21 protein-coding genes are annotated in these 22,463 nt (G+C 45.5%); 17 read left to right on the forward strand and 4 right to left on the reverse strand.

Going from position 1 to position 22,463, the window contains the following annotated elements; genetic code table 11:
* Positions 1 to 4: 4 nt before the first annotated feature.
* From AC0IYG_RS13855 to AC0IYG_RS13905, 11 genes are all read left to right on the forward strand, one after another.
* Entirely contained in the window at positions 5 to 964 is a 960-nt protein-coding gene (locus AC0IYG_RS13855; RefSeq protein ID WP_471711652.1) for a beta-ketoacyl synthase chain length factor, read from the forward strand.
* On the forward strand, positions 954 to 1,718 hold the full coding sequence (locus AC0IYG_RS13860; RefSeq protein ID WP_471711653.1) for a polysaccharide deacetylase family protein: 765 nt from the start codon (positions 954 to 956) through the stop codon (positions 1,716 to 1,718). Before AC0IYG_RS13855 ends, AC0IYG_RS13860 begins: the two co-directional genes overlap by 11 nt.
* Positions 1,711 to 2,340 carry a flexirubin biosynthesis/transport protein LolA2 gene (gene lolA2, locus AC0IYG_RS13865; RefSeq protein WP_471711654.1) on the forward strand — a complete coding sequence of 210 codons (630 nt, stop codon included), beginning with the start codon at positions 1,711 to 1,713 and terminating at the stop codon, positions 2,338 to 2,340. The genes AC0IYG_RS13860 and lolA2 overlap by 8 nt, the downstream gene beginning before the upstream one ends.
* 23 nt (positions 2,341 to 2,363) lie before the next feature.
* Positions 2,364 to 2,720, forward strand: a complete 357-nt coding sequence (locus AC0IYG_RS13870) for an ApeI family dehydratase (RefSeq protein ID WP_471711655.1) — start codon at positions 2,364 to 2,366, stop codon at positions 2,718 to 2,720.
* Between the two features lie 57 nt (positions 2,721 to 2,777).
* A complete protein-coding gene (locus tag AC0IYG_RS13875) occupies positions 2,778 to 3,575 on the forward strand; it encodes a glycosyltransferase family 2 protein (RefSeq protein ID WP_471711656.1) in 798 nt (265 codons plus the stop codon).
* A 32-nt stretch (positions 3,576 to 3,607) separates the two neighbouring features.
* On the forward strand, positions 3,608 to 3,931 hold the full coding sequence (locus AC0IYG_RS13880; protein WP_471711657.1) for a DUF2062 domain-containing protein: 324 nt from the start codon (positions 3,608 to 3,610) through the stop codon (positions 3,929 to 3,931).
* A gap of 157 nt (positions 3,932 to 4,088) precedes the next feature.
* Positions 4,089 to 6,245, forward strand: a complete 2,157-nt coding sequence (locus tag AC0IYG_RS13885) for a sodium-translocating pyrophosphatase (RefSeq protein ID WP_471711658.1) — start codon at positions 4,089 to 4,091, stop codon at positions 6,243 to 6,245.
* Between the two features lie 186 nt (positions 6,246 to 6,431).
* Positions 6,432 to 6,728 carry a nucleotidyltransferase family protein gene (locus AC0IYG_RS13890; protein WP_471711659.1) on the forward strand — a complete coding sequence of 99 codons (297 nt, stop codon included), beginning with the start codon at positions 6,432 to 6,434 and terminating at the stop codon, positions 6,726 to 6,728.
* Positions 6,721 to 7,071: a HepT-like ribonuclease domain-containing protein gene (locus tag AC0IYG_RS13895; RefSeq protein WP_471711660.1), complete on the forward strand. Its 351-nt coding sequence runs from the start codon at positions 6,721 to 6,723 to the stop codon at positions 7,069 to 7,071. Before AC0IYG_RS13890 ends, AC0IYG_RS13895 begins: the two co-directional genes overlap by 8 nt.
* A 109-nt stretch (positions 7,072 to 7,180) precedes the next feature.
* Positions 7,181 to 7,525, forward strand: a complete 345-nt coding sequence (locus AC0IYG_RS13900) for a hypothetical protein (RefSeq protein ID WP_471711661.1) — start codon at positions 7,181 to 7,183, stop codon at positions 7,523 to 7,525.
* Between the two features lie 111 nt (positions 7,526 to 7,636).
* Positions 7,637 to 8,869, forward strand: a complete 1,233-nt coding sequence (locus tag AC0IYG_RS13905; RefSeq protein ID WP_471711662.1) for a multidrug effflux MFS transporter — start codon at positions 7,637 to 7,639, stop codon at positions 8,867 to 8,869.
* An 80-nt stretch (positions 8,870 to 8,949) separates the two neighbouring features.
* Here AC0IYG_RS13905 and AC0IYG_RS13910 read toward each other — a convergent pair whose 3' ends face one another.
* Positions 8,950 to 9,549, reverse strand: coding sequence for a class I SAM-dependent methyltransferase (locus AC0IYG_RS13910; protein WP_471711663.1), 600 nt, complete (start codon positions 9,547 to 9,549; stop codon positions 8,950 to 8,952).
* 88 nt (positions 9,550 to 9,637) lie between these two features.
* On the opposite strand from AC0IYG_RS13910, the gene AC0IYG_RS13915 reads away from it, so the two are divergent.
* The 4 genes from AC0IYG_RS13915 (at position 9,638) to AC0IYG_RS13930 (ending at position 17,668) form a co-directional block, all read left to right on the forward strand.
* Positions 9,638 to 11,470, forward strand: coding sequence for a DUF885 domain-containing protein (locus AC0IYG_RS13915; protein WP_471711664.1), 1,833 nt, complete (start codon positions 9,638 to 9,640; stop codon positions 11,468 to 11,470).
* A gap of 175 nt (positions 11,471 to 11,645) precedes the next feature.
* Positions 11,646 to 13,967: a PSD1 and planctomycete cytochrome C domain-containing protein gene (locus AC0IYG_RS13920; RefSeq protein ID WP_471711665.1), complete on the forward strand. Its 2,322-nt coding sequence runs from the start codon at positions 11,646 to 11,648 to the stop codon at positions 13,965 to 13,967.
* A 33-nt stretch (positions 13,968 to 14,000) separates the two neighbouring features.
* Complete coding sequence (locus AC0IYG_RS13925; protein WP_471711666.1) at positions 14,001 to 15,455, forward strand: DUF1501 domain-containing protein; 1,455 nt, start codon at positions 14,001 to 14,003, stop codon at positions 15,453 to 15,455.
* 41 nt (positions 15,456 to 15,496) lie between these two features.
* Positions 15,497 to 17,668 carry a c-type cytochrome domain-containing protein gene (locus AC0IYG_RS13930; RefSeq protein ID WP_471711667.1) on the forward strand — a complete coding sequence of 724 codons (2,172 nt, stop codon included), beginning with the start codon at positions 15,497 to 15,499 and terminating at the stop codon, positions 17,666 to 17,668.
* Positions 17,669 to 17,675: 7 nt separating this feature from the next.
* Here AC0IYG_RS13930 and AC0IYG_RS13935 read toward each other — a convergent pair whose 3' ends face one another.
* A complete protein-coding gene (locus tag AC0IYG_RS13935; protein ID WP_471711668.1) occupies positions 17,676 to 18,854 on the reverse strand; it encodes an AGE family epimerase/isomerase in 1,179 nt (392 codons plus the stop codon).
* Between the two features lie 131 nt (positions 18,855 to 18,985).
* Positions 18,986 to 19,315, reverse strand: coding sequence for a hypothetical protein (locus AC0IYG_RS13940; protein ID WP_471711669.1), 330 nt, complete (start codon positions 19,313 to 19,315; stop codon positions 18,986 to 18,988).
* A 221-nt stretch (positions 19,316 to 19,536) separates the two neighbouring features.
* Between AC0IYG_RS13940 and AC0IYG_RS13945 the strand changes: the two genes are divergently transcribed.
* Positions 19,537 to 20,820, forward strand: a complete 1,284-nt coding sequence (locus AC0IYG_RS13945) for a PQQ-dependent sugar dehydrogenase (RefSeq protein WP_471711670.1) — start codon at positions 19,537 to 19,539, stop codon at positions 20,818 to 20,820.
* A gap of 66 nt (positions 20,821 to 20,886) precedes the next feature.
* Here the strand turns inward: AC0IYG_RS13945 and AC0IYG_RS13950 are convergent, their stop codons facing one another.
* The gene (locus AC0IYG_RS13950) at positions 20,887 to 21,672 is read right to left on the reverse strand and encodes a 3-keto-disaccharide hydrolase (protein ID WP_471711671.1); all 786 of its coding nucleotides are present in this window, start codon (positions 21,670 to 21,672) and stop codon (positions 20,887 to 20,889) included.
* 250 nt (positions 21,673 to 21,922) lie between these two features.
* Between AC0IYG_RS13950 and AC0IYG_RS13955 the strand changes: the two genes are divergently transcribed.
* Positions 21,923 to 22,456 carry a hypothetical protein gene (locus AC0IYG_RS13955; RefSeq protein ID WP_471711672.1) on the forward strand — a complete coding sequence of 178 codons (534 nt, stop codon included), beginning with the start codon at positions 21,923 to 21,925 and terminating at the stop codon, positions 22,454 to 22,456.
* The last annotated feature ends 7 nt before the right edge of the window (positions 22,457 to 22,463 follow it).

The raw sequence follows: 22,463 nt of genomic DNA on the forward strand, positions 1-22,463 counted from the left end.
ATAGTTGTATTACATTTCCGCAGCATCAACGATTTCTCATCAGCCTACATTTCAAAATGCAGGTTTCTCTTCATTGCTGACACCTTTGGAACCGACGGCTTTGCTTGCAAGTCCGGATTATAAGGGATTTATCGAGCCCGGATTACTGCGCCGGATGAGTAAGATTTTGCGAATGTCTGTCGCATGTGCGAAGGATTGCCTCACTAAGGCGGACATTGCACAGCCAGACGCGATCATTGTCGGCACGGGGTTAGGCTGTTTGCTGGACACTGAGAAATTTCTCCATAATGTGCTCACGATCGAGGGACTGCTGCCGCCCACGTCGTTTATTCAGTCAACCCATAATACAATGGCCGGGCAGATTTCGCTGAGCATTGGAAATCACGGTTATAACATGACCCACACGCAAAACTCGCTGTCATTTGAGCATGCGTTGCTGGATGCAATGTTGCTTTTGGATGAGGGAGAAGAGCATGTGCTGGTCGGGGCGGCAGATGAGGCAATTGATTTTCTTGCCGAGGCATCGTCCAGGATTAACCTGAATTTAAAGCAACCTTTGACTTCCGGGGCATCATTTTTTATACTTTCAAAGCAAAAGAGCGACGCGGATGTTGCCCATGTGCAGGACACAATCGCTGTTGGGCTGGCTGAAAATGTGGCCGCTGAGATCACTGCCTTTTTGCAGAGAAATCAGGTTGAAACACTGGATTTGTTGCTCTATTCAGGATCTTTAAACGAGCTTAATCCGGAAATGAGCGCCTTAGCTGAACATCCGGCGCTTATGAAGGCTGATAACATACATTATCTTTCATTGTCAGGCATTTACCCAACGGCTTCGGCTTTTGCAATGCATTATGCTGCGGATAAAATGAAAAATAACGCGACGATTAAAAACGCATTGATTTGTAATACATTAATTCATAATAATCTGGGGTTGACACTCTTGCAGTCAGTTGAAGCATAACATTGTCACAGCGATCACCATTACAATCATTGCCCTGAGCGGAATTATCTTCTGGGAAACGGGATTCGTATGGCTCGTGATGGCACTGATTGTGCTCATTTATCTGGCCATAACCGCCTACGGTTCCTATCATATTCAGTCCAATTATTTTGTAAAATCGATCAATAAGGGAAAACGCAAAGCCATTGCCCTCACATTCGACGACGGTCCTGATCCTCAAACGACGCCACAAATATTGGAGACCTTACGCGAGAAAGGGGTCAAAGCCACCTTTTTTGTCATTGGCAAAAAAGCAGAAAAACATCCAGAATTATTACGCTTAATCGACGCAGAGGGCCATATCATCGCCAATCATTCATACAGTCATCATTATTTTATTGCCTTTTTCTCAAAAGCGAAGCTGAAAGCCGATATTGAGCAATGTGCAAATGTGATCAAAGAGGTTTTGGGCAAATCGCCCGTCTTTTTCCGTCCTCCGTTCGGCGTTACCAATCCGCGATATGGAAGTGTGATCAATGCGCTTAAAATCAACTCCATCGGCTGGTCCATGCGCAGTATGGACACGCAGGCGAAGAATAAATATGAGCTGATTAATCGTGTTCTTACGAAACTTAAAACCAGGGACATTGTCCTGTTGCACGACGACCGGGCCGTTACAGCCGAAGCACTTGGCGATTTGATCGAACATTGTCGGCAAGCCGGAATTAAAATCGAAACCCTTTCCCGGCTTATCCAGAAAGAACCTTATGCGTAAAGCTCAGTTACTAATCATCCTATTTTTACTTGGGCTAAGCAGCGCCTTCGCGCAGACTTATAAACCTGTTTCAAATCCGGATAAAGTCTTTGAAGAACTTCGTAAAACGGCGCAATCAGTTAATTCTATCCAGGCCACATTCAGTGAAGACAAACATCTGGCTGTTTTGAAGGAGCCGGAGCATTCTTCGGGCTCTTTTTATTATAAAAAATCTGACAAAATGCGTTGGGAACAGAAAGTGCCGGTTAGCTATGTAATTTTAATTAACGGTGATAAATTACGTGTTCAGGAAGCTGGAAAGGAGAAAAACGTTGGACAAGCGGGTAGGATGGCAGCGCAGATCAAGGAGTTGATGATCGGGTTGGTTAACGGAGATTTTCAGCAAAACAAGGCGTTTTCACAAAGCTGTCAGGAAAGCGGCGATCAATATTTAGTCGTGCTCATGCCGGTCAATCGCAGGCTGAAAAACATCTATTCAAAAATTACTTTGGTTTTTCCCAAAAGCACCCTACATCTAAAAGAGCTGTCGTTTTTTGAAAAAAATGGTGACAAAAGCATCATGAAGTTTCAAAACGAAAAATTTAATCAGCCCATGGAAGATGGCCTTTTTGTAAACTTATAGCGTAATCACTGAAAGCAATTTGCATGTTTGTAAATAGTCTCTATTCCATTAACAGCACAGAATTTTCGCCTGAAACCATTGTTGCGGGCATTACAATCGACCAAAACCATAGTATTTTCACAGGCCACTTTCCGGGTGCGCCCGTTACTCCCGGGGTGGTGCAGGTGCAGATTGTGAAGGAGATTATGGAGTTGCAATTGGGTAAGAAACTGGTGATGAAAAACATGCGGACGTGCAAATTTTTAGAAGTGTTAAACCCTGTTGAAGATCCGTCCGTCCGGATCAACATTAAATACAAACAATTGGAAATGCTTGAAGTAACTGCGTCCGGCGAAAGCCATGGAAAAGTTTTTTTCAAAATGCAGGCCAGTTATCTTTAAATTCTCATCTACTCAGCGGCCTATCTTTCATAAAGTAGCCACCTGACCATCATAACAATGTCTTCTAAGGATATCAATTACTGTATAATTGTTCCGACTTACAATAACGAAAAAACGATAAAACGCGTAATCGACGCGATTCTTGAATATGCAGGCGATAAGGACATTATTGTCGTCAACGACGGTTCCACCGACCGCACCCTGCTGCTTCTGGCACATTACGGGCTCCGGCTCCGGGTGCTCAACAACATTGTGAACCGCGGCAAAGGCCACGCGCTCCGCACCGGGTTCAAAGAAGCGATTAAGCTGCAATACACTTACGCCATCACCATTGACTCTGACGGCCAGCATCTTCCATCTGATATTCCTGTTTTCCTTGAAGCCGCGTTAGAGAATCCCGGCGCGCTTTTGATGGGATCGCGGGATATGGAGCAGGAGGGGGTTCCGGGGAAAAGCTCTTTTGGGAATAAATTTTCCAATTTTTGGTTCAAATTCGAAACCGGCATTACACTGCCGGACACACAAACGGGTTTTCGCCTTTATCCGCTGGATGAAATTAAGAAAATCAAGCTGTACACGAGCCGGTTCGAAACTGAGATCGAAGTCATTGTAAAGCTAGCTTGGCGTAATGTTCCGATCTTGCCTGTCAAAATCAATGTGATTTATGACAAAAATGAGCGCGTCACGCACTTCCGGCCATTCATCGATTTCACGCGGATCAGCATTTTGAACACCTGGCTGGTGATGCTTACATTGCTTTATTATTTACCAAAAAGGCTGATTGGCCAGGTAAAAAAAAAGGACTTTGGTCGATCCTCAGACACGAGGCCATTAAGCCGGAAGAGTCGAATTTAAGCAAAGCGAAGTCGGTCGGATTCGGTTTTTTTATGGGCATTGTGCCTGTTTGGGGCTTTCAGCTGCTCATTGGCATTCCGCTTTCCATTTACTTCAAAATGAACAAGGTGCTATTCCTCGCCGCGGCCAACATCAGCATCCCGCCCTTTATTCCTTTCATCATTTACGGCAGTTACAAATTCGGTGGGCTGTTTTATCAAAACGGTGTGCAACTCACTTCATTTGAGAATCTTACACTCGAATCGATCCATGTAAATTTCGTACAATATTTCATCGGCGGCACGCTTTTGGCTGTCATCGCCGGCCTCGCTGGTTTCCTTCTGACCTACGTTTTACTGCTTGTTTTCCGCAAGTAAGCCTTCCTGATTACCAGTGCGTTAATGAAGTCAATCTACAAATCTTCATAAAATCTATACGAATTGATCAAAAATAAGCGGTTTCTCATTTTGATATGAGGTCTCATTCTCTATATTTACGAGATTTTAAAAACCTCTAACCAAATTAGTTTATCGCATGAGTAACATTACCTATTTAGTGCCGGCTTTGGGCCTTGTTGGCTTGCTGGTTATGTTCTTTAAAAGAGGCTGGGTTATCCGGCAGGACGGCGGAAGTCCTGAAATGAAAGAAATCGCAGACGCCATCGCCGACGGCGCGCTTGCCTTCCTCAAAGCCGAATGGCGGGTGCTCATCGTATTTGGAATCATCGTTAGCATTCTGCTGGGTTACTCCGGCACATTGGTAGAAAATTCTAGTGCATTTATTGGCATCTCGTTCCTGATTGGCGCATTTATATCAGCATTTGCAGGCTATATTGGGATGAACATTGCGACAAAATCCAATGTAAGAACCACACAAGCAGCCCGGACAAGCCTTACCAAAGCCCTTGAAGTTTCTTTCACAGGAGGCTCGGTTATGGGAATTGGCGTAGCCAGTCTTGCGGTTATAGGACTTGGCGGTTTGTTCATTATATTATATTCAGTGTTTATTGGCGACAGCTCGGATGTGAATGGTCTGGGCATGGAGAAAGTGCTCGAAGTCCTTGCAGGGTTTTCGCTCGGGGCAGAGTCAATCGCCCTTTTTGCACGTGTCGGCGGCGGAATTTATACAAAAGCGGCCGATGTGGGCGCTGACCTTGTAGGAAAAGTAGAAGCCGGAATTCCGGAAGATGATCCGCGAAATCCTGCAACCATTGCGGATAATGTGGGTGACAACGTGGGTGACGTGGCAGGGATGGGAGCGGATTTGTTTGGCTCTTACGTCGCAACGATCCTGGCAACGATGGTGTTAGGTCGTGAGATCATTTCAGAAGGGACAGATAATTTTGGCGGCATTTCCCCAATCTTGCTTCCTATGGTCATTGCAGGTGTCGGCCTTATCGCTTCTATCGTGGGCATGCTGCTGGTTAGGGTGAAAAATGACCAGGGAAATGTGCAGGGTGCCTTGAACATGGGCAACTGGGGTTCTATCATTCTCGTCTTAATCGCAAGTTATCCGCTCACATTATGGATGTTGCCAGAAGGAACATTGACCATTCGCGGCGTTGATTTTACTGCGCTGGACGTTTTCTGGGCAATTTTATTGGGTTCAATCGTTGGTGCGATCATGTCCCTGGTCACAGAATATTATACGGCAATGGGCAAAAGACCAGTGCAATCCATTGTAAATCAATCGTCGACAGGTCACGCAACCAACATTATCGGCGGACTTTCCGTGGGGATGGAATCAACAGTAATTCCTACACTGGTTTTGGCAGCGGGTATTTTCATTAGTTATGAATTTGCAGGGTTATATGGCGTTGCAATCGCAGCGGCCGGCATGATGGCAACCACTGCTATGCAATTGGCAATTGACGCATTTGGTCCGATTGCTGATAATGCAGGTGGAATCGCAGAAATGGCACATTTGCCAGAAGAAGTGCGCGGCCGCACAGACGTTTTGGATGCAGTTGGAAACACGACGGCCGCTTCTGGTAAAGGGTTCGCAATCGCGTCAGCAGCACTCACGTCACTTGCACTTTTTGCTGCTTTCTGTGGCGTAGCGGGCATTAATTCCATTGATATTTACAAAGCCAATGTGCTTGCTGGCTTATTCGTAGGCGCAATGATTCCTTTCATTTTCTCATCTTTGGCAATCGCAGCCGTTGGTCGCGCTGCTATGAAAATGGTGGAAGAAGTGCGCAGACAATTCCGTGAAATTCCCGGCATTATGGAAGGAACTGCGAAACCAGAGTATGACAAATGCGTCGCCATTTCAACACAAGCGTCTATTCGTGAAATGGTTGCGCCGGGTCTGATCGCTTTGATCGTGCCCGTGCTGGTTGGATTCCTTTTCGGACCTGAGGTGCTTGGCGGAACATTGGCTGGGGTTACTGTTTCCGGCGTTTTAATGGGTATTTTTCAAAACAATGCAGGCGGTGCCTGGGATAATGCGAAAAAATCCTTTGAAAAAGGAGCAGTAATCAACGGAGAGACATTTTACAAAAAATCAGAGCCACATAAGGCAGCCGTGACAGGTGACACAGTCGGTGATCCGTTCAAAGACACATCCGGTCCATCAATGAACATTCTGATCAAATTAATGTCCATCGTCTCCCTCGTCATCGCACCACACATCGCAGTCGAGAAGGCCAATGTTGAAAGCTTCGCACCAAAAGCGAAATCTATAGAGTGACATTAACGAGCGCTGAACAAAATGAAAAAGCTGACCTGGCGGTTTATCCTGCAAAGGAAATAGTCAAGTAACAATCCACATTGATATGCGAAGCGGCCGAGATTTATCCCGGGCGCTTTTTTTGTTATCTGGTTCAATGCAGTTGCATTTTTTCTTAAATCAAATAACTTTGACTAAAAAAAGAGGATGCTCAACAAATCAGCGATTCAGCAAATATTAAGATCTTCCAAGCCCTACCTAAATCAAATAGGCGTCAGTAAGATTGGCTTGTTTGGTTCGGCTAGAAGAGATGAGATGACGCAGAACAGCGACATTGATATTTTGATAGATTTTGAAAATGATAAAGAAACCTATCTCAATTTCATTGCTACTTGCGACTTTCTGGAATCAGTCTTTAAAGAAGCAAAAATAGACGTTGTTTCATTAAAAGGCCTAAGCCCGTTCATTGGGCCTCATATACTCAGGGAAGTTGAATATGTCTAAAGACTACATCGAATATCTTCGCCATATCTTGCTGGAGATCTGTGAATACATCACGTCGGTGATAACCGACGACGTTGACAAGGATATATTTCTTCGAGACGAAACTTTAAAGCGAGCGGTAGTCAGGAGCCTTGAAATTATCGGTGAAGCGACTAAGAAGATTCCCGCAGATGTAAAGGTTGGGTGGAGTCAAATTGCCTGGAAAAACATGGCAGGAATGCGAGACCGACTTATTCATGACTACATTGGCGTTAATTACTCCATCGTTTGGGACGTTGCAAAGAATATTATCCCAGTGATCAAAGTCCAGATAGGAGAGATTGTCTCGCAACATAACTCATAATGGTAACCCCGGAACGATTTTTGTTGCTATACATTAATGCTTCGTTATCACACGCTGATCTGGTTGATTGGTTTGGGAAGCAACAACAATCTCAACAAAAATAAGGATCATGAAAAAAGTATTTGTTTTGGCTGCCTTGATTGGATTATCAACAGCGGCTTTTGCCCAGGAAGAAAAGCAAACAAAAGCAGAAAAAGCAGTAGCCAGCACAAAATCAGCTGGAAAGCAAGCAGGTCAGGAGATTAAAAAAGACGCGAAAGTTGTTGGTCAGAAAACCAAAGATGGCGCTGAAAAAGTGGGTGACGGCGTGAAAGACGGCGCACACAAAGTGGGTGATGGCGTAGAAAAAGGCGCTCACAAAGTTGAGAAAGGCACCAAAAAAGCTTACAAAGCCACAAAGAAAGAGGCTAAGGAAGTGAGAGATGATGTAAAAGAGAAAGTGGACAACAAATAGTCCAATAAAGACATAAAACGACCCATCAGTTCAATCAAACGAGCTGATGGGTTTTTTTGTGGAACTTAAAATGCTCGCAATCCCGTTAATCTTATATATAAGAGCAGCATTATGAGTCGTAAGCAATATTTTTTCATTATCCTGATCTTGGGCTCACTGGCAACAGTCAGTCCTTTTTCAATTGATATGTATCTCCCTGGCTTCCCAAGGATCGCTTCTGATCTGGGGACCACTATTGATAAAGTTCAATTTTCGCTGACGAGTTACCTGATTGGAATTTGTATCGGACAGGTGCTTTATGGGCCGCTTTTGGACCGTTTTGGTCGGAAAAAACCATTATATGCGGGACTGGCACTTTACGTTCTGGCTTCATTCGGCTGCGCAGCAACGTCGTCTGTTGACTCGCTTATTATGATGCGGTTTTTCCAGGCAATGGGTGGTTGTGTCGGATTGGTTGCCTCTCAGGCGCTGGTAAGCGACCTTTTTCCATCTGAAAAGCGTGCTGAAGTCTTTTCGATGATCACATTGGTGATTGCCGTTTCACCCATGATCGCGCCCACGGTTGGCGGATACGTGACGTCTTCTATCGCATGGCAATGGATCTTCATCATTCTTGCGGGAATCGTTTCAGTAATTATTGCCGCCATTTATTTCTTTCTTCCAGTCGGCAGAGCTGCTGACACGTCCGTTTCATTGCGGCCAAAAGCGGTTTTAAATGGATTTGCAACGGTTATCAAACAGCCACAGTTTTTGATTTATACGCTGGCAGGTGGTCTGGCAACAGCTGCGCCGTTCGCTTACATTGCGGGCTCGTCGGACGTTTTTATGAACATTTACAAAGTGACGGAGCAGCAATATGGCTGGATTTTCGCGTTTTTGGCTGCCGCAATGATCGGATCAACGCAGCTTAACCACTTTTTGTTAAAGAAATTCAAGAGCGAGCAAATCATTCGCATTACGCTTTTTTACCAAAGCATTGTGGGTATTTTGCTCATAGCCGGTGTCTATAACAACTGGTTCGGATTGTATTCACTGATCGGAATGATGTTCATTTTCCTGACCGGCCAGGGACTGACAGGGCCTAACAGCTCTGCATTGTCACTCGCTCCATTTAGAAAACACACCGGAAGTGCTTCTGCGTTGATGGGCAGCTGGAGAATGGGTGCCGGCGGGATCATTTCTGCAATTGTGAGCGTCCTTCACAACAATACAGCATTGCCGATGGTGGGCATGATGGCTGCTTGTTCGTTAGGCGGACTTCTGATTTTGCACGCTGGAAATGCGGTTGTAAAACATCACGCACGCACTGCGGATGTTGAAGACGAAGTGTCGGTGCTGCTGTAAAAGAAGACTTTTCGTAACAATTTCCTGAGCACCATAATGCCCAAGTTGTGGCATTAGCAATGTTGGTTAGCTCGCTTGGGTTAGCCTTTTTTTGCGACCAAAATTCCTAATCCGTGGTGCTGCGGATAATTATAAAGCCGCTGACCTGTCTTTTTTGCCAGATCTTTCACCGCGCGCCTTACTTCTGGAAAGCTCTCGGTGTCGTGAAAAATAGTGCAGTCGCTGTGCTGAGCAGCCCAAAGGCCGCATTCAAATGTCTCGGCATAATTGTGCACAATGTCGACGTGCGCAAGATTGTAATGCTGATCATCCTTCGCGATCCAATCCTTATAGTCAGATTTAAATAGCTGAATGTTCTGGTAAGGAGCCAGTCGCTCGCGCGTTTGCGCATAATGCTCCTCTTTATTGGCCGTATGCTCATCGCCTTCAAAAGTATCAACGCCGGTGACAGATTTGAAATAATTCGAAAAAACGACTGCCGAATAACCAAACTCTACACCAAACTCAATGCAGCGCTCACGGGGCAGGTTAAATTGCTCGGTAATGTCGGCGATGATCAGTTCGAGGCCTTTCCAGGCGGAGACAATTTTCAGCATCTTTTCAGGCTTCTGCAAATGCTTCGGCTTGTACGGCTTAATGTCCGTGATAAAATTGTCCTTAATGTATGTTCTGAGTCCCATGGCAAGCAGATTAGTAAAGTTGCAAACCTATTACAAATAATTAAAATAGCGCCGGTTTACTTGTTTTATTCGTTTAAAAGCGATCTTTATGGACTTAGTCTGCCAGTCGGACGGAGCCATATTTTCCAATCTGCAAATTCAGCTGATCATGTCTAAACTCGTTTTATTCCTCATTTTATTAGGAGCCGCTATGCAATCTTGCCAACAAAAAACAACCAACGAAGCGGAATTGCCGCCGATAAAGGACGTTTTCGAAAATTATTATGAGGAAAGGCTCGAATTGTTTCCGCTCGAAGCCACGATGAATGGAGACAACCGTTACAATGACCGGATGTCCGATGACCTTTCGCAGGCAGGGAAAGCAAAAACGAAGGCGTTTTTTGAAAAATACAAGGCTGAATTGGCAAAATACGACCGTGAAAAGCTCTCCGCGGAAGAAAAAACAAGCTGGGATCTGCTGCAATGGGAATGCGACATCAGCCTCGCGGGCCTTAAATTTCCAACCGAATTAATGCCGCTGAACCAGATTTTCTCTACGCATTTGATGATCGGGCAAATGGCCAGCGGAGCAAGTGTGCAGCCATTTAAAACGGTTAAGGATTATGAAAATTGGCTGAAACGGGTCGACGGATTTGTAGTTTGGTGCGATACGGCGCTTGTAAACATGAGAAAGGGGATGAAGCAAGGTTATGTTTTGCCAAAACCTTTAATCAAAAAAATGATCCCTCAACTGGCTGATATGGATCATGGCCCGGTGAAATCACACCTTTTTTACACACCAGCCAAAGATTTCCCAAAGGACATTTCTGATGACGATAAGCTGCGGTTGGAAAAAGCATACACTGCAATGGTTGAGACGAAGATTATTCCCACATTCAAAAAGCTGCACGACTTTGCTGAAAAGGAATATTTGCCGGCGGGAAGAACAACAAATGGTTTCGACGCGCTGCCAAACGGCAAGGCCATGTACGATTACTACATTAAATATTACACAACGACGGAGATGACCGCCGACGAAATCCACAAACTTGGATTAGAGGAGGTTGCGCGGATTTCAGGTGAAATGGAGCGTGTTAAGGAGCAAGTCGGTTATAAAGGCGACTTGAAATCATTCTTCAATGCTGTGCGCGAAAATAAGCAGCTGATGCCTTTTACCAAACCCGAAGATGTTATCGCTCATTTCAATAAGATACATGAAACGATGAAGCCTAACCTGCAAAAGTTGTTTGAGCTTACGCCAAAAACACCTTTTGAAGTGCGTAGGACGGAAGCATTTCGTGAGGCGTCAGCTTCGGCGGAGTATAATCCGGGGCTGGCGGACGGTTCGAGACCGGGCGTATTTTATGTGCCAATTCCGGATGTGCGGAAGTATAATGTGGTCTCGGACGAGAGCTTGTTTTTGCATGAAGCCATTCCCGGGCACCATTATCAGATCTCTTTGCAGCAGGAAAACAAAAACTTGCCCGATTTCCGTAAAAACCTCTGGTATAGCGCTTACGGCGAGGGCTGGGCGTTGTATTGCGAATCTTTGGGCAAAGAACTCGGCCTATACACCGACCCCTATCAGTATTTTGGAATGCTAAGCGGTGAAATGCACCGTGCGATCCGGCTCGTTGTGGACACGGGACTGCATTCGAAAGGATGGACGCGTGAGCAGGCAATTCAATATTCATTGGATCACGAAGCGGAATCAGAAGAAAGCATTACTGCGGAAATCGAGCGTTATATGGCAGGAGGCGGACAGGCGCTGTCTTACAAAATTGGACAGTTGAAAATCAGATCATTACGCGCAAAAGCAGAGACAGAACTGGCTTCCAAATTTGACATTAAAGAGTTTCACAAGCTTGTTTTGGAATCGGGCTGCGTGCCGCTGAAATTGCTGGAAGATAAAGTGAATGTCTGGATCACATCAAAAAAATAGCCTCATAATCAAATTGATATCTGCTTTCCATCAGGCGATTATTTGATTGAAGAACAGCATAGAACAGGACAGTTGGCATTCAGAAATTGACATTATTGTCAAATAAATGTGCATTTTTTTACTTAATTAATTATATTAAGTCGGAAATGCACATTTGCCGCCTGAACCCACGAATATGTTTTTTAAAGGAAAATTATTTTTGGCCATGCTTTTGGCTGGGTTCGGAGCTTATTTCCAGGCCTGCAAAAAATCGTCAGATAACCAGACTGTTGACGAAGCTATTCCCAAGGAAGTCAGCTATAATTTCGACATTCGCCCCATTCTTTCTGACAAATGTCTGGCTTGCCACGGCCCCGACGCGAACAAACGGGAAGCCGGTCTCCGACTCGATGTTTCAGTAGATGCTTTCAAAGCTTTACAGGAAAACCCAAAAGCCCACGCACTCGTAGCGGGAAAACCCGAAATGTCGGAAGTTTACCTGCGCATCACCTCGCCCGACACGGCATTGCGCATGCCGCCCACAGGCTCCAATCTCAAACTCACGCAAAGGGAAGTAGATCTGATTGAAAAATGGATCAAGCAAGGTGCCAAATATGAAAAGCACTGGGCATTTGTAGCGCCCAAAAAACCAGCATTACCAGAAGTCGAAAACACAGATTGGCCAAAGAATGAAATTGATTATTTCATTCTCGAAAAGCAGGAACAAAAAGGACTTGAACCCAACGCGGAGGCGGATAAGGAAAGACTTTTGAAACGACTTGCGCTGGATCTGACCGGACTGCCGCCAACGTTGCAGATGATGGACGAATTCATGGCCGATAACAGTGAAGAGGCTTATGATAAAATGGTTGATCAGCTGCTCAAAAATCCTGCATATGGTGAGAAAATGTCGCTTCATTGGCTGGATTTAGCCCGATATGCCGATTCGCATGGTTACCAGGATGACGGTTACCGCACGCAATGGCCGTGGCGCGATTGGGTGATTCATGCTTTTAACAAAAACATGCATTATAACGACTTCGTGACGTGGCAACTGGCTGGGGATCTGCTTCCTAACAGCTCCAAGGAGCAATTGCTGGCGACCGGATTTAATCGAAATCACAAGATCACAGAAGAAGGTGGCGTCATTCCCGAAGAATACCGGATTATGTATGTCACAGATCGTAACGACTTGTTTGGCAAGGGATTGCTTGGCGTAACGCTCGAATGCGCACATTGCCACGACCATAAATATGATCCGCTTTCTCAGAAGGAATATTATCAGATGTTCGCCTTTTTTAATAATGTGAAGGAAGTCGGCATTGAATCGGTAATTGGCGGGCCCGAAACTTATGCCAAAAAACCATTGATGGAGATCAGTAATGACGATGTAAAAAAGATCCTGACATTCATCAATAAGCCAGATACGAACCAGCTCATCGTTTCCGTAATGGGCGATCTGGACACTTTGCGTAAAACGCACATTCTTAAAAGAGGCGTTTACGACGCGCCGGGCGAAGAAGTGCAGCCTGCAACGCCGACCTCCATTTTGCCTTTTGATAAAAATTTGCCCAAAAACAGGCTGGGACTTTCCAAATGGCTTTTTGACAAAAGAAACCCCTTAACAGCGAGGGTTTATGTCAATATTTTATGGCAGGAATTCTTTGGAAAAGGCATTGTCAAAACTTCCGGTGATTTTGGCATGCAGGGTGAACTGCCTTCCCATCCGGCCTTGCTCGACTGGCTGGCGACAGACTTTATGGAGCATGACTGGGACATTAAACGCCTTGTAAAACAGATGGTTACTTCCGCTACTTACAAGCAATCAGCAGTCATTACAAAGGAAAAGTTGGCAACTGATCCTGACAACATTTTACTGGCCCGCGGGCCGCGTTATCGCATTCACGCAGAATTTATCAAAGATTTGGTGCTCGCCAGCAGCGGGCTGCTTAATAAAACAATCGGTGGGCCGAGCGTGAAGCCGTATCAGCCCGCCGGCCTTTGGGAAGGAGCCACTTCCGGACGTGGATTACTGTCGGTTTACAACCAGGATCATGGCGGTGCATTGTATCGGCGGGGAATGTACACTTTAATCAAAAGAACGGTCCCTCCGCCCACAATGAGCATTTTTGACGCAAGTAACCGGGACCTTTGCGAGGTGAAAAGATTGAAGACCAACACGCCATTGCAAGCGCTGGTTATGATGAACGATCCGGCTGTGCTGGAAGCTTCACGTGTGCTGGCGGCCAAGTTATTACAGGAAAAATCGGCTTCAAAAGACAAGATCACCAAAGCATTCAGGCTGATCGTTTGCCGCAAGCCGAGTGAAAAAGAATTGGGTGTGCTGACGGCTTACTACGAAAAACAATTGCAGTCCATGAAGCCTGTAACTGCGGAAAAAATGGTTTCGGTAGGCGAGTATCCACTCACGCGAAACGTGGACAAAAAGGCTCAGGCAGCATTAATGCGCGTTATTTCAACGATTTATAACCTCGAAGAAACCATAACGAAATCTTAAAGCGGATGGCTTTCGGCCGAAGTTTGCAAGCATATGGAAAAGGAAATATTAGAGCACGGATATAATTTCAACAGAAGGCGCTTCCTGTCTTCGATGAGCCTCGGCCTAGGCAGTGTTGCGCTCGGTTCGCTGCTGATGCCCGACTTGCTGAGCGGAGGCGGACTGGAAGAAGAAGGCCTGGCGCCCGGCATCCCGCATTTTGCACCGAAGGCAAAACGGGTTATTTATCTATTTCAAAACGGCGCACCTTCGCAGCAGGAATTATTTGATTATAAGCCAAAACTGCGCGAGATGCTTGGACAAGAGATTCCGCCATCTGTTCGCGGCACGCAGCGGCTGACCGGGATGACAGCCAATCAGGCGTCTTTTCCACTGGTGGGTTCGTTTGTGGATTTTAAGCAATATGGCGATTCCCGCGCGTGGGTGAGTGATTTGATGCCTTACACAGCCAAGATTGTCAATGATCTGTGTTTTGTCAAATCAATGTATACCGAGGCCATTAATCACGATCCGGCCTTGACATTCCTGCAGACGGGCTCGCAACAGGGCAACCGGCCGAGTATGGGTTCATGGCTCAGTTATGGCTTGGGAAATGAGAACAAAAACCTGCCCAATTTTACGGTTCTGCTTTCGCGCGGCGTGGGCAATGGTCAGGGCGTTTATTCTAAATTATGGTCCAACGGTTTTCTGGATTCCGTGCATCAGGGCGTCCAATTCAGCAAAGGCGAAGATCCTGTTCTGTATTTGCGCGACCCGGAAGGAATGGACCGGCACGACCGCCGCGATATGCTCGATAATCTGTCTCAACTCAATGAGCTGTCTTACCAGGAGTTTGGCGATCCGGAAATTACGGCTAAGATCAAACAATATGAAATGGCTTACCGCATGCAAACTGCGGTGCCGGAAGTGATGGATTTGTCCAAGGAATCTGACGACATTATCAAGCTTTACGGCCCGGAATGTCTTGTGCCAGGAACATACGCGGCCAACTGTCTGCTCGCCCGCAAGCTGTCTGAAAACGGCGTGCGTTTTGTCCAGCTTTATCACCAGGGCTGGGATCAGCACGGCAATCTTCCCTTTGAAATCACCAAACAAGCCATGGACGTGGACCAGGCGTCGGCTGCATTGGTTACCGACCTGAAACAGCGCGGGTTACTCGATGAAACGCTCGTGATCTGGGGTGGCGAATTTGGCAGGACGAGTTACACTCAGGGCAAACTCACAGCTGATAATTACGGGCGTGATCACCACCCGAGATGCTTCACGATCTGGATGGCGGGTGGCGGCATAAAGCCGGGAATGGTTTACGGTGAAACGGATGAGCTGGGCTATAACATTGCGAAAGATCCTGTGCATGTGCATGATTTTCAGGCAACTGTGCTGCATCAGCTTGGCTTGAACCATGAAAAATTAGTCTTTAAACATTTGGGAAGAAGATATCGCCTGACCGACGTCTCGGGAAAGGTGGTGAGAGACATTATCAGTTAACCCGGCAGCACGCGTCGATTCAATCAATTTACCCGATTATAATGCATTTGAGATTCAGGATTTTTGCCGAGCAGTTATTGGTCGCCGCTAATATCTTCATTTTGTTTTTGCTGATATTCGAAAGCAAGCTGGTCATTCCGACCTGGTTACAGACCGTCGGCCGCATGCATCCGCTCATCTTGCATTTCCCGATCGTGATCCTGCTTATTGCGATGCTTTTGGAGTTTTTTCGCTTCAGGCCAGAATATGCTGCCAATTTGTTTTATAAAAATTTCCTGCAAAATATGCTCCTGATCGGAGCCTTGTTTGCTGCCGTGACGGTGATTATGGGCTTGTTTTTGTCAAGAGAAGAGGGTTATTCCGGTGACATTCTGACTTATCACAAATGGACAGGCGCAGGCATTTTCTTTTTCGCTTCACTCATTTATTTTGCCCGCAATGCGGCTTGGTATCAGGCTTCTATTGCAAAAGCAGGGGCATTGGTGACCGTCGTTGCATTGGTTTTAACGGGACATTATGGAGCAGCATTGACGCATGGAAGCAATTTTATTTGGGAGCCCATTGACAGTCAGCAAACCATGGCGGCGGTTCCGTTGGAGCAGGCGGTTGTTTTTACCAATGTGATCCAGCCGATATTGGAGCAAAAATGCACAAGCTGCCACAATCCGGATAAGCTAAAAGGTCAGTTGAGCATGACTGATGCTGAATCATTGCTGAAAGGAGGGAAGTCAGGGAAGTTGTTTGTGGCTGGAAATCCGGAAGTGAGTTTGCTTTTAAAGCGCGTTCATTTGCCGATGGATGACAAAAAACATATGCCGCCCACCGGAAAGGCGCAGCTTTCTTTTCAGGAGATTGCGTTACTGACACTCTGGGTAAAAGAGCGCGCTGATTTCAGGCGAAAATTAACTGCATTGCCAACTAATGATTCGCTGCGTATGCTGGCAGCGGCTTATTTGCAGCCTGTTAATCAAGAGGTTGATTACCATTTTCCAACGGCTGACGAAGAAATTGTTAAAAAGTTAAACACAGATTATCGCACCATTTTACCATTAGCCAGAGAATCACCCGCATTGGCAGTCAACATTTACAACAGCGCCACATACAATGTAAAGCAGCTGGATGAATTAGCGGACATTAAAAAGCAGGTTATCTCGATCAATTTGAATAAAATGCCTGTTAAAGATGCAGATTTGAAAAGCATTGCGCAATTTGAAAACCTGCGTAAACTGGACCTGAATTTTACTGATGTAACAGCTGGTGGGTTGAAGTCGCTCGCAACATTGAAACACCTGGAAAGCCTCACATTATCAGGAACAAAAGTCGATTACAACGATCTGAAAGGTTTGTTGCCCGAATTAAAAGCATTGAAAACCATTGCTGTTTGGGATACAAAACTGACTGCTGCCGATGTGCAGAATTTGCAGAAAGGAAATAACAATGTTGACATTATCGGCGGTTTTAAGGATGATGGAAAAAATCCGCTTAAACTAAATCCGCCGCAAGTAAAAAACAGCTCCACGATTTTTGCACAGTCACTTGCCTTGCAATTGCGCCACCCGATCAAGAACGTGGATATCCGTTACACGACCGATGGCACCGAGCCGGACAGCATTAATGCACCGATATTTGATAAAATGCTTGTTACCAAAAGCGGAACCATCAAGGCGCGTGCATTCAAAAACGGCTGGTATGGCAGCGATCTGGCCACATTCGACTTCTTCAAAAGTGCTTACCGACCCGATAGTGTCAATTTGTTGAAGCCATTGAACCGCGTGCATCAGGCGGAAGGCGCAAAAACATTTTTTGATCACAAACTCGGTGCGATTGGAGCCAATAATCCAGCCTGGGCGAATAATTGGGCTGGTGCAAAGGACAACGACATGGCTTTTATCTCAGAATTCAAGAAACCCGTCACGATTTCGTCATTGGGCATACATTATATGATTGAAGAGGACACCGGCATATTTCCACCGGAGTCAGTGGAAATCTGGGGTGGCGAGAATGCGGATAATGTAAAGCTTTTGGTAAAATTTAACGCGCCTATGCCCTCAAAAGGGGATAAGCCCAGCCTGAGAACGGTTGAAGGATCGTTCAAGCCGCAAAGTGTTTCTTATCTGAAAATCGTTGCGAAACCATTGAGTAAAATCCCTGAATGGCACCGGAGCAAAGGCAACAAAGCATTGCTGCTCGTTGACGAAATGTTCCTTAATTGATCTGAAATCAAACTTTCGAAACACGCCGCAGCATTTCTGCACATGCGCGGGCATTGTGATAAGGGCATTTCCAAAAATTGATTTTATCGCCTTTCACCGGTGTCCCGTCTGCCTTCACTGTGCTGTGCCATTCGCCTTTTTCGTGGTCCACAAACTTGTCTATAATGTAATCCCAGCTGCGCTCGGCTTTCACCTTGAACTGGTTTTCTTTGGTCAATTGATATGCATTGTAAAACCCGACCATTTGCTCAGCAGCCACCCACCAGCTCCTGTCTGTTTGCAAGTGCTTGGTTTCGGGATCATATTCGTAATTGAGCGCGCCGTCTGTCGCCAGGCCTTTGCTTGCCGCATTGGCCATGTCAATCGCAACTTTTTTCAGCTTCGCAATCAGTTCTTCATCGTGTAAAATCTCTGCCGTTTCAAAAAGAAGCCAGGACGCTTCAATGTCGTGGCCATAGGAAACAATGTTGTCTTTCGGCTTCCACTTTTCATCAAAAAACAACCGCATCGTATTCGTTTCCGGATTTACAATGTGCGTTACAATGGCATTAAGCATGTCAGCCGTTTGCTTTTTTAACTTTTTATCCGGCCAGACGCTGTATAAATTGGTGTAAGCCTCCACCAGATGCAAGTGCGTATTCATGCTTTTATTCCAAGGGCTTTTGCTCAAAATATAATCGTCCGTATTAGACCAATCTCGCGCGAAAGCTTCCCTGTAACCGCCGTTAACCGGGTCAAATGCATGCTTTTCGATCAGATTGAAAAGTTCTTTTGCCTTATCCAATGCAGGCTGATGATGGGTAACGCGGTAATATTCGCTCAGGCCATACATCGCAAATGCATTTCCGTAGATCTGCTTTTTCGTTTCGAGCGGTGATCCGTCTGCATTTACAGACCAATAAACGCCGCCATGTTCGGGATCAAAAAAGTATTTAACCAATTGCTGATATGCCCTGTCTGCCAAAGTCAGATAATTCGCCTGTTTTAAAACCCGGTGAGCCAGCGAGTAAGTCCATAAGATCCTGCCGGTGAGCACAACCGAACGTGGCGAATCTTTAATCGGCTCATTATCATAATTAACCCGCCCGTAAAAACCGCCTTTTTCAGGATCGGGGCCATATTTTTCCCAGTAACTTAAAATATTCACCAGTTCTTTCTGGAAAGCTTCGGGCGTAAATGCGGCCATTTTTGTCAAATGTTTTTTTTACAAAAAGCAGCCTGAGAATCATTCATACTTATGCGCATTATGCTTCCATAAGGCACAAAAAAAAGCCAGAAGCATGCTCCCGGCCTTTCTACAATATCTTCGTGAAGAGACTAATCGCCCTGATTTTCTTCCAGGTTGTCGTGATTATCTCCGCCAAGGCTGTAATAATTGTTTTCTTCGTCTTCTTTTCCGATCATCTCATCTTCATCGTCGAACTCCGATCCCGGCACGTCCAGGTCATCACCGATCAGATCATCGTCGAAAGATTTTTCGTTCCAGTCATCAGATTCAAGTTCTATTTCACTTTTAACTTTTGAAATGTCCTCAGGATCAATGTCGCTATCAATTAAGCCCTGACGGAAAATGTCTTCTTCCGCGGGATAATTTCCTGGTAAATCGTCGTCAAACAAGTCATCTTCTTCGTCGTCGTATGGATTCATAGCTTTGGTATTTATGGGTTTTGAAGTTGTAAAGTGAGGATTTTTTCTCATTCACGTTTCAAAGATGTTAAAAAAAATCATTCCAATTTACATTTGCAGAAGGAAAATTGAGGCACCCGGACAAGTAATAAACTTTCATGGAAATGCTTTTTAGGATACAAACCAATTCGAGCGGCCCTGTCCCTTTAATTTTATTTTTTTAACCCCTTATAACTCATTGCATGCAAAGAAATTTAACAAGAATCGCGAGCGCTTTTTTAGCGATTGCAGGGGCGACTGGCCTCTTCGCATATCGCAACGCTCCGGTCAACCTTTCTGATTCAGCACATCAAAACTTGCCCATTGAAGCATCGGAATTAAAGCTTCCGGCAGGATTTACCGCCAAAATACTTGCTACTGATCTCGGCGCAACGTGTCACATGGTTATTGGCAAAAATGGCGATATGTATGTAAAACTTTCCAAGCTCAAAGACGGCAAAGGCATTTACCACATTAAGGATGCCAACGGTGATGGAGAACTTGAATCAAAGACATTGTTCGGCGATTATCCGGGCACTGGCATTGCCATCAAAAACGGTTATCTGTACAGTTCTTCAAACAAAGGCGTTTTTCGCTATAAGCTGAACGACAAAGAGGAGGTGATCGATTTTGACAAGCCGGAAATGATCATTGAAGGCCTTACTGATCACGGTCGGGATAATGCCAAACCCCTTGCGCTTGACAATGCAGGCAACATTTATGTGACCGTGGGCTCATATAGTGACAATTGCCGTGAAACCGGCTCCGGAAAAGGCATGTCGCCTTGCACGATCCTGGATTCTGCGGGTGGCATCTGGAAATTCAAAGCGGACAAGGCGGGGCAGACTTTCTCGGATGGCGTTCGTTTTGCAACAGGTGTAAAAAACGCGGTTGGGATTGATTGGGATAACAAAACCAATGCATTATATGCCACTGTGCATGGCCGCGGCAAGTTTGATGACTTTTACCCGCAATATTATACGCCCAAGCACAGCGCAGAACTGCCAGCCGAAACGCTTTACAGATTAAAGGAAGGCGATGATGCGGGCTGGCCTTACATTTACTATGACCATTTCCAAAACAAAAAGATCCTAGCGCCTGAATACGGCGGCGACGGCAAGAAAGTGGCAGGCGAAAAAGCAGTTGATCCTTTGGTTGCGTTTCCAGCGCATCTTGGCCCAAATTCTGTGATGTTCTATACGGGCAATATGTTTCCGGCCCGTTATAAAAACGGTGCTTTCATTGCTTTTCACAGCCAGTCTGCGGAGCTGAAAAAGGGTTATATGGTTGCTTTCGTGCCATTTGTAAACGGCAAACCGGGTAAGTGGGAGATCTTTGCAGACAACTTTGCGGGAACTGATCTGGTTAAGCCAACCGGCCCGATCCAGCACAGACCTTGTGGCCTGGCTCAGGGACCGGACGGAGCACTTTACGTAACCGACGACCTGAACGGCACTATTTTCAAGATTGATTACAAGAAAAAATAAGTGACGCCGAATGCAAAAAGCCTGTTTGAAAATCTTCAAACAGGCTTTTTTAATGCTACGCAATCATTAGAAATTCGTATCGGCCTTATTGATCGACTCCTCTTTGATCCAGATATTCCTGTAATAAACATCGTGTCCTTCCGATTGCAGCTTTAAGCCGCCAGGCGTGTCTGTAATGCCTTTTCCACCATCATTTCCACCGTCGATTCCTGAATTAGGCCCACCCCAAACCTGGCTGATCGGCTGGTTGGTGTGCACTTTTTTACCATTGAAATAAAGGGTTACCAACGGCTTTTCAACCAATTTTCCGTCTTTGAATCTTGCCGCACGAAACAGAATGTCATAAGAATTCCATTTGCCGATGCCATTGTAAGCAAAGTAAGGCGACTTGGATTCATTGATCACAGCAGCCATTCCATGTGAAGTGGTGTCGCCGTCCAAAACCTGGATCTCATAACGGTTTTGCAAATAAACCCCGCTGTTTCCGCCTTCCTTGGTAATGAAGAATTCAACGTGCGCACGGAAATCCTTGAACTGTTTTTTGGTAACAATGTCGGCCGAGCCATATTTGCCGCCGGCAGATGCAGGGTCATTGCAATTAATCACTGTTCCTTTATCCACGGGGTCGTTTACAACCGTCCATTTGATAGGCGGCTTCGCCGAAAACCGAGGTCCTTCCCAGTAAATCCATTTCTCATCCAGCATTTTTCTGCTGCCGTCCATGAAAACTTCTGCTCCGGCTGGTGCCTTCGTGCCCACGCCAACCTGCGCATGCGCAATCGTTGTACACATCACAACAACCGCTGCCGACACAGGGATCATTGTTTTTATCTTCGAAAAAATTGTGTTCATATGTGAGTTTAAATTTGAAAATGAATGTTAATCAAGCCGATCAGTCGGCAACCGATATAAGTCTGACAGTTTTTGTAAATACTCTTTTGCCCAATTGATTTGTATTCGTGTAGAACAAAAACCACATCGCTTTTGACGTATAATAACGTAAAAATGAGTCGGTTCCACAATGACAGATCTTTCCGGAATAAAAGTAGCCTGGTTGGGAAGGGAATAGTTTTTTAATAATCGGCATCACTAAACACAGGTCATGTTGAACTATTACGAGGCGAACGAAATGATAAATGAGACACCAAATAAAAGCATTAACACCGTTACGAGTGTATTTGCGACCAGGGCTGACGCGGAGAATGCTTACCAGTCTTTGATAAAATTGGGCTATAAGCCAGAAGAAATTACGCTGATCATGTCGGAGGAAACTTCGGAGCGGTTGTATCAATATCACGACACGGACACATATGATCCTCATGAGCTGAATTACAGCGGAAAGAAAAAGCTACAAGTTACCAGGATCTCGGATGCATTGGATGTGTATGGAAGGTTTGTGGCGATTCCGGGACTGGCCCTTGTAGTGGCAGGAAAGCTGAATGAAGGCGGTCAGCGCGCCATTGCAAGCACTGTTTTATCTGACGAATACGCAACCTATTTCCAGCGGAGAATTCAGGAAGGAGAAATTCTGATATACTTTGGGTTGCATAACCTTAAAGAGCGAAACCTGATTGTCAATCTTTGGGAAAATTACGGAGGTTATTCTCTGGTAAGAAAAGTGAGTGCTGCTGCGTAATATTAAG

This window comes from Dyadobacter sp. AC419 (assembly GCF_979253085.1).

Bases quoted from the DNA above. Each gene is read 5' to 3' on its own strand.
- AC0IYG_RS13905 (WP_471711662.1), top strand. From the start codon at position 7,637: ATGAGTCGTAAGCAATATTTTTTCATTATCCTGATCTTGGGCTCACTG.
- AC0IYG_RS13890 (WP_471711659.1), top strand. From the start codon at position 6,432: ATGCTCAACAAATCAGCGATTCAGCAAATATTAAGATCTTCCAAGCCC.
- AC0IYG_RS13915 (WP_471711664.1), top strand. From the start codon at position 9,638: ATGGACTTAGTCTGCCAGTCGGACGGAGCCATATTTTCCAATCTGCAA.
- lolA2 (WP_471711654.1), top strand. From the start codon at position 1,711: ATGCGTAAAGCTCAGTTACTAATCATCCTATTTTTACTTGGGCTAAGC.
- AC0IYG_RS13935 (WP_471711668.1), bottom strand. From the start codon at position 18,854: ATGGCCGCATTTACGCCCGAAGCTTTCCAGAAAGAACTGGTGAATATT.
- AC0IYG_RS13920 (WP_471711665.1), top strand. From the start codon at position 11,646: ATGTTTTTTAAAGGAAAATTATTTTTGGCCATGCTTTTGGCTGGGTTC.
- AC0IYG_RS13875 (WP_471711656.1), top strand. From the start codon at position 2,778: ATGTCTTCTAAGGATATCAATTACTGTATAATTGTTCCGACTTACAAT.
- AC0IYG_RS13945 (WP_471711670.1), top strand. From the start codon at position 19,537: ATGCAAAGAAATTTAACAAGAATCGCGAGCGCTTTTTTAGCGATTGCA.
- AC0IYG_RS13880 (WP_471711657.1), top strand. From the start codon at position 3,608: ATGGGCATTGTGCCTGTTTGGGGCTTTCAGCTGCTCATTGGCATTCCG.
- AC0IYG_RS13900 (WP_471711661.1), top strand. From the start codon at position 7,181: ATGAAAAAAGTATTTGTTTTGGCTGCCTTGATTGGATTATCAACAGCG.
- AC0IYG_RS13885 (WP_471711658.1), top strand. From the start codon at position 4,089: ATGAGTAACATTACCTATTTAGTGCCGGCTTTGGGCCTTGTTGGCTTG.
- AC0IYG_RS13870 (WP_471711655.1), top strand. From the start codon at position 2,364: ATGTTTGTAAATAGTCTCTATTCCATTAACAGCACAGAATTTTCGCCT.
- AC0IYG_RS13930 (WP_471711667.1), top strand. From the start codon at position 15,497: ATGCATTTGAGATTCAGGATTTTTGCCGAGCAGTTATTGGTCGCCGCT.
- AC0IYG_RS13940 (WP_471711669.1), bottom strand. From the start codon at position 19,315: ATGAATCCATACGACGACGAAGAAGATGACTTGTTTGACGACGATTTA.
- AC0IYG_RS13895 (WP_471711660.1), top strand. From the start codon at position 6,721: ATGTCTAAAGACTACATCGAATATCTTCGCCATATCTTGCTGGAGATC.
- AC0IYG_RS13950 (WP_471711671.1), bottom strand. From the start codon at position 21,672: ATGAACACAATTTTTTCGAAGATAAAAACAATGATCCCTGTGTCGGCA.
- AC0IYG_RS13955 (WP_471711672.1), top strand. From the start codon at position 21,923: ATGTTGAACTATTACGAGGCGAACGAAATGATAAATGAGACACCAAAT.
- AC0IYG_RS13910 (WP_471711663.1), bottom strand. From the start codon at position 9,549: ATGGGACTCAGAACATACATTAAGGACAATTTTATCACGGACATTAAG.
- AC0IYG_RS13925 (WP_471711666.1), top strand. From the start codon at position 14,001: ATGGAAAAGGAAATATTAGAGCACGGATATAATTTCAACAGAAGGCGC.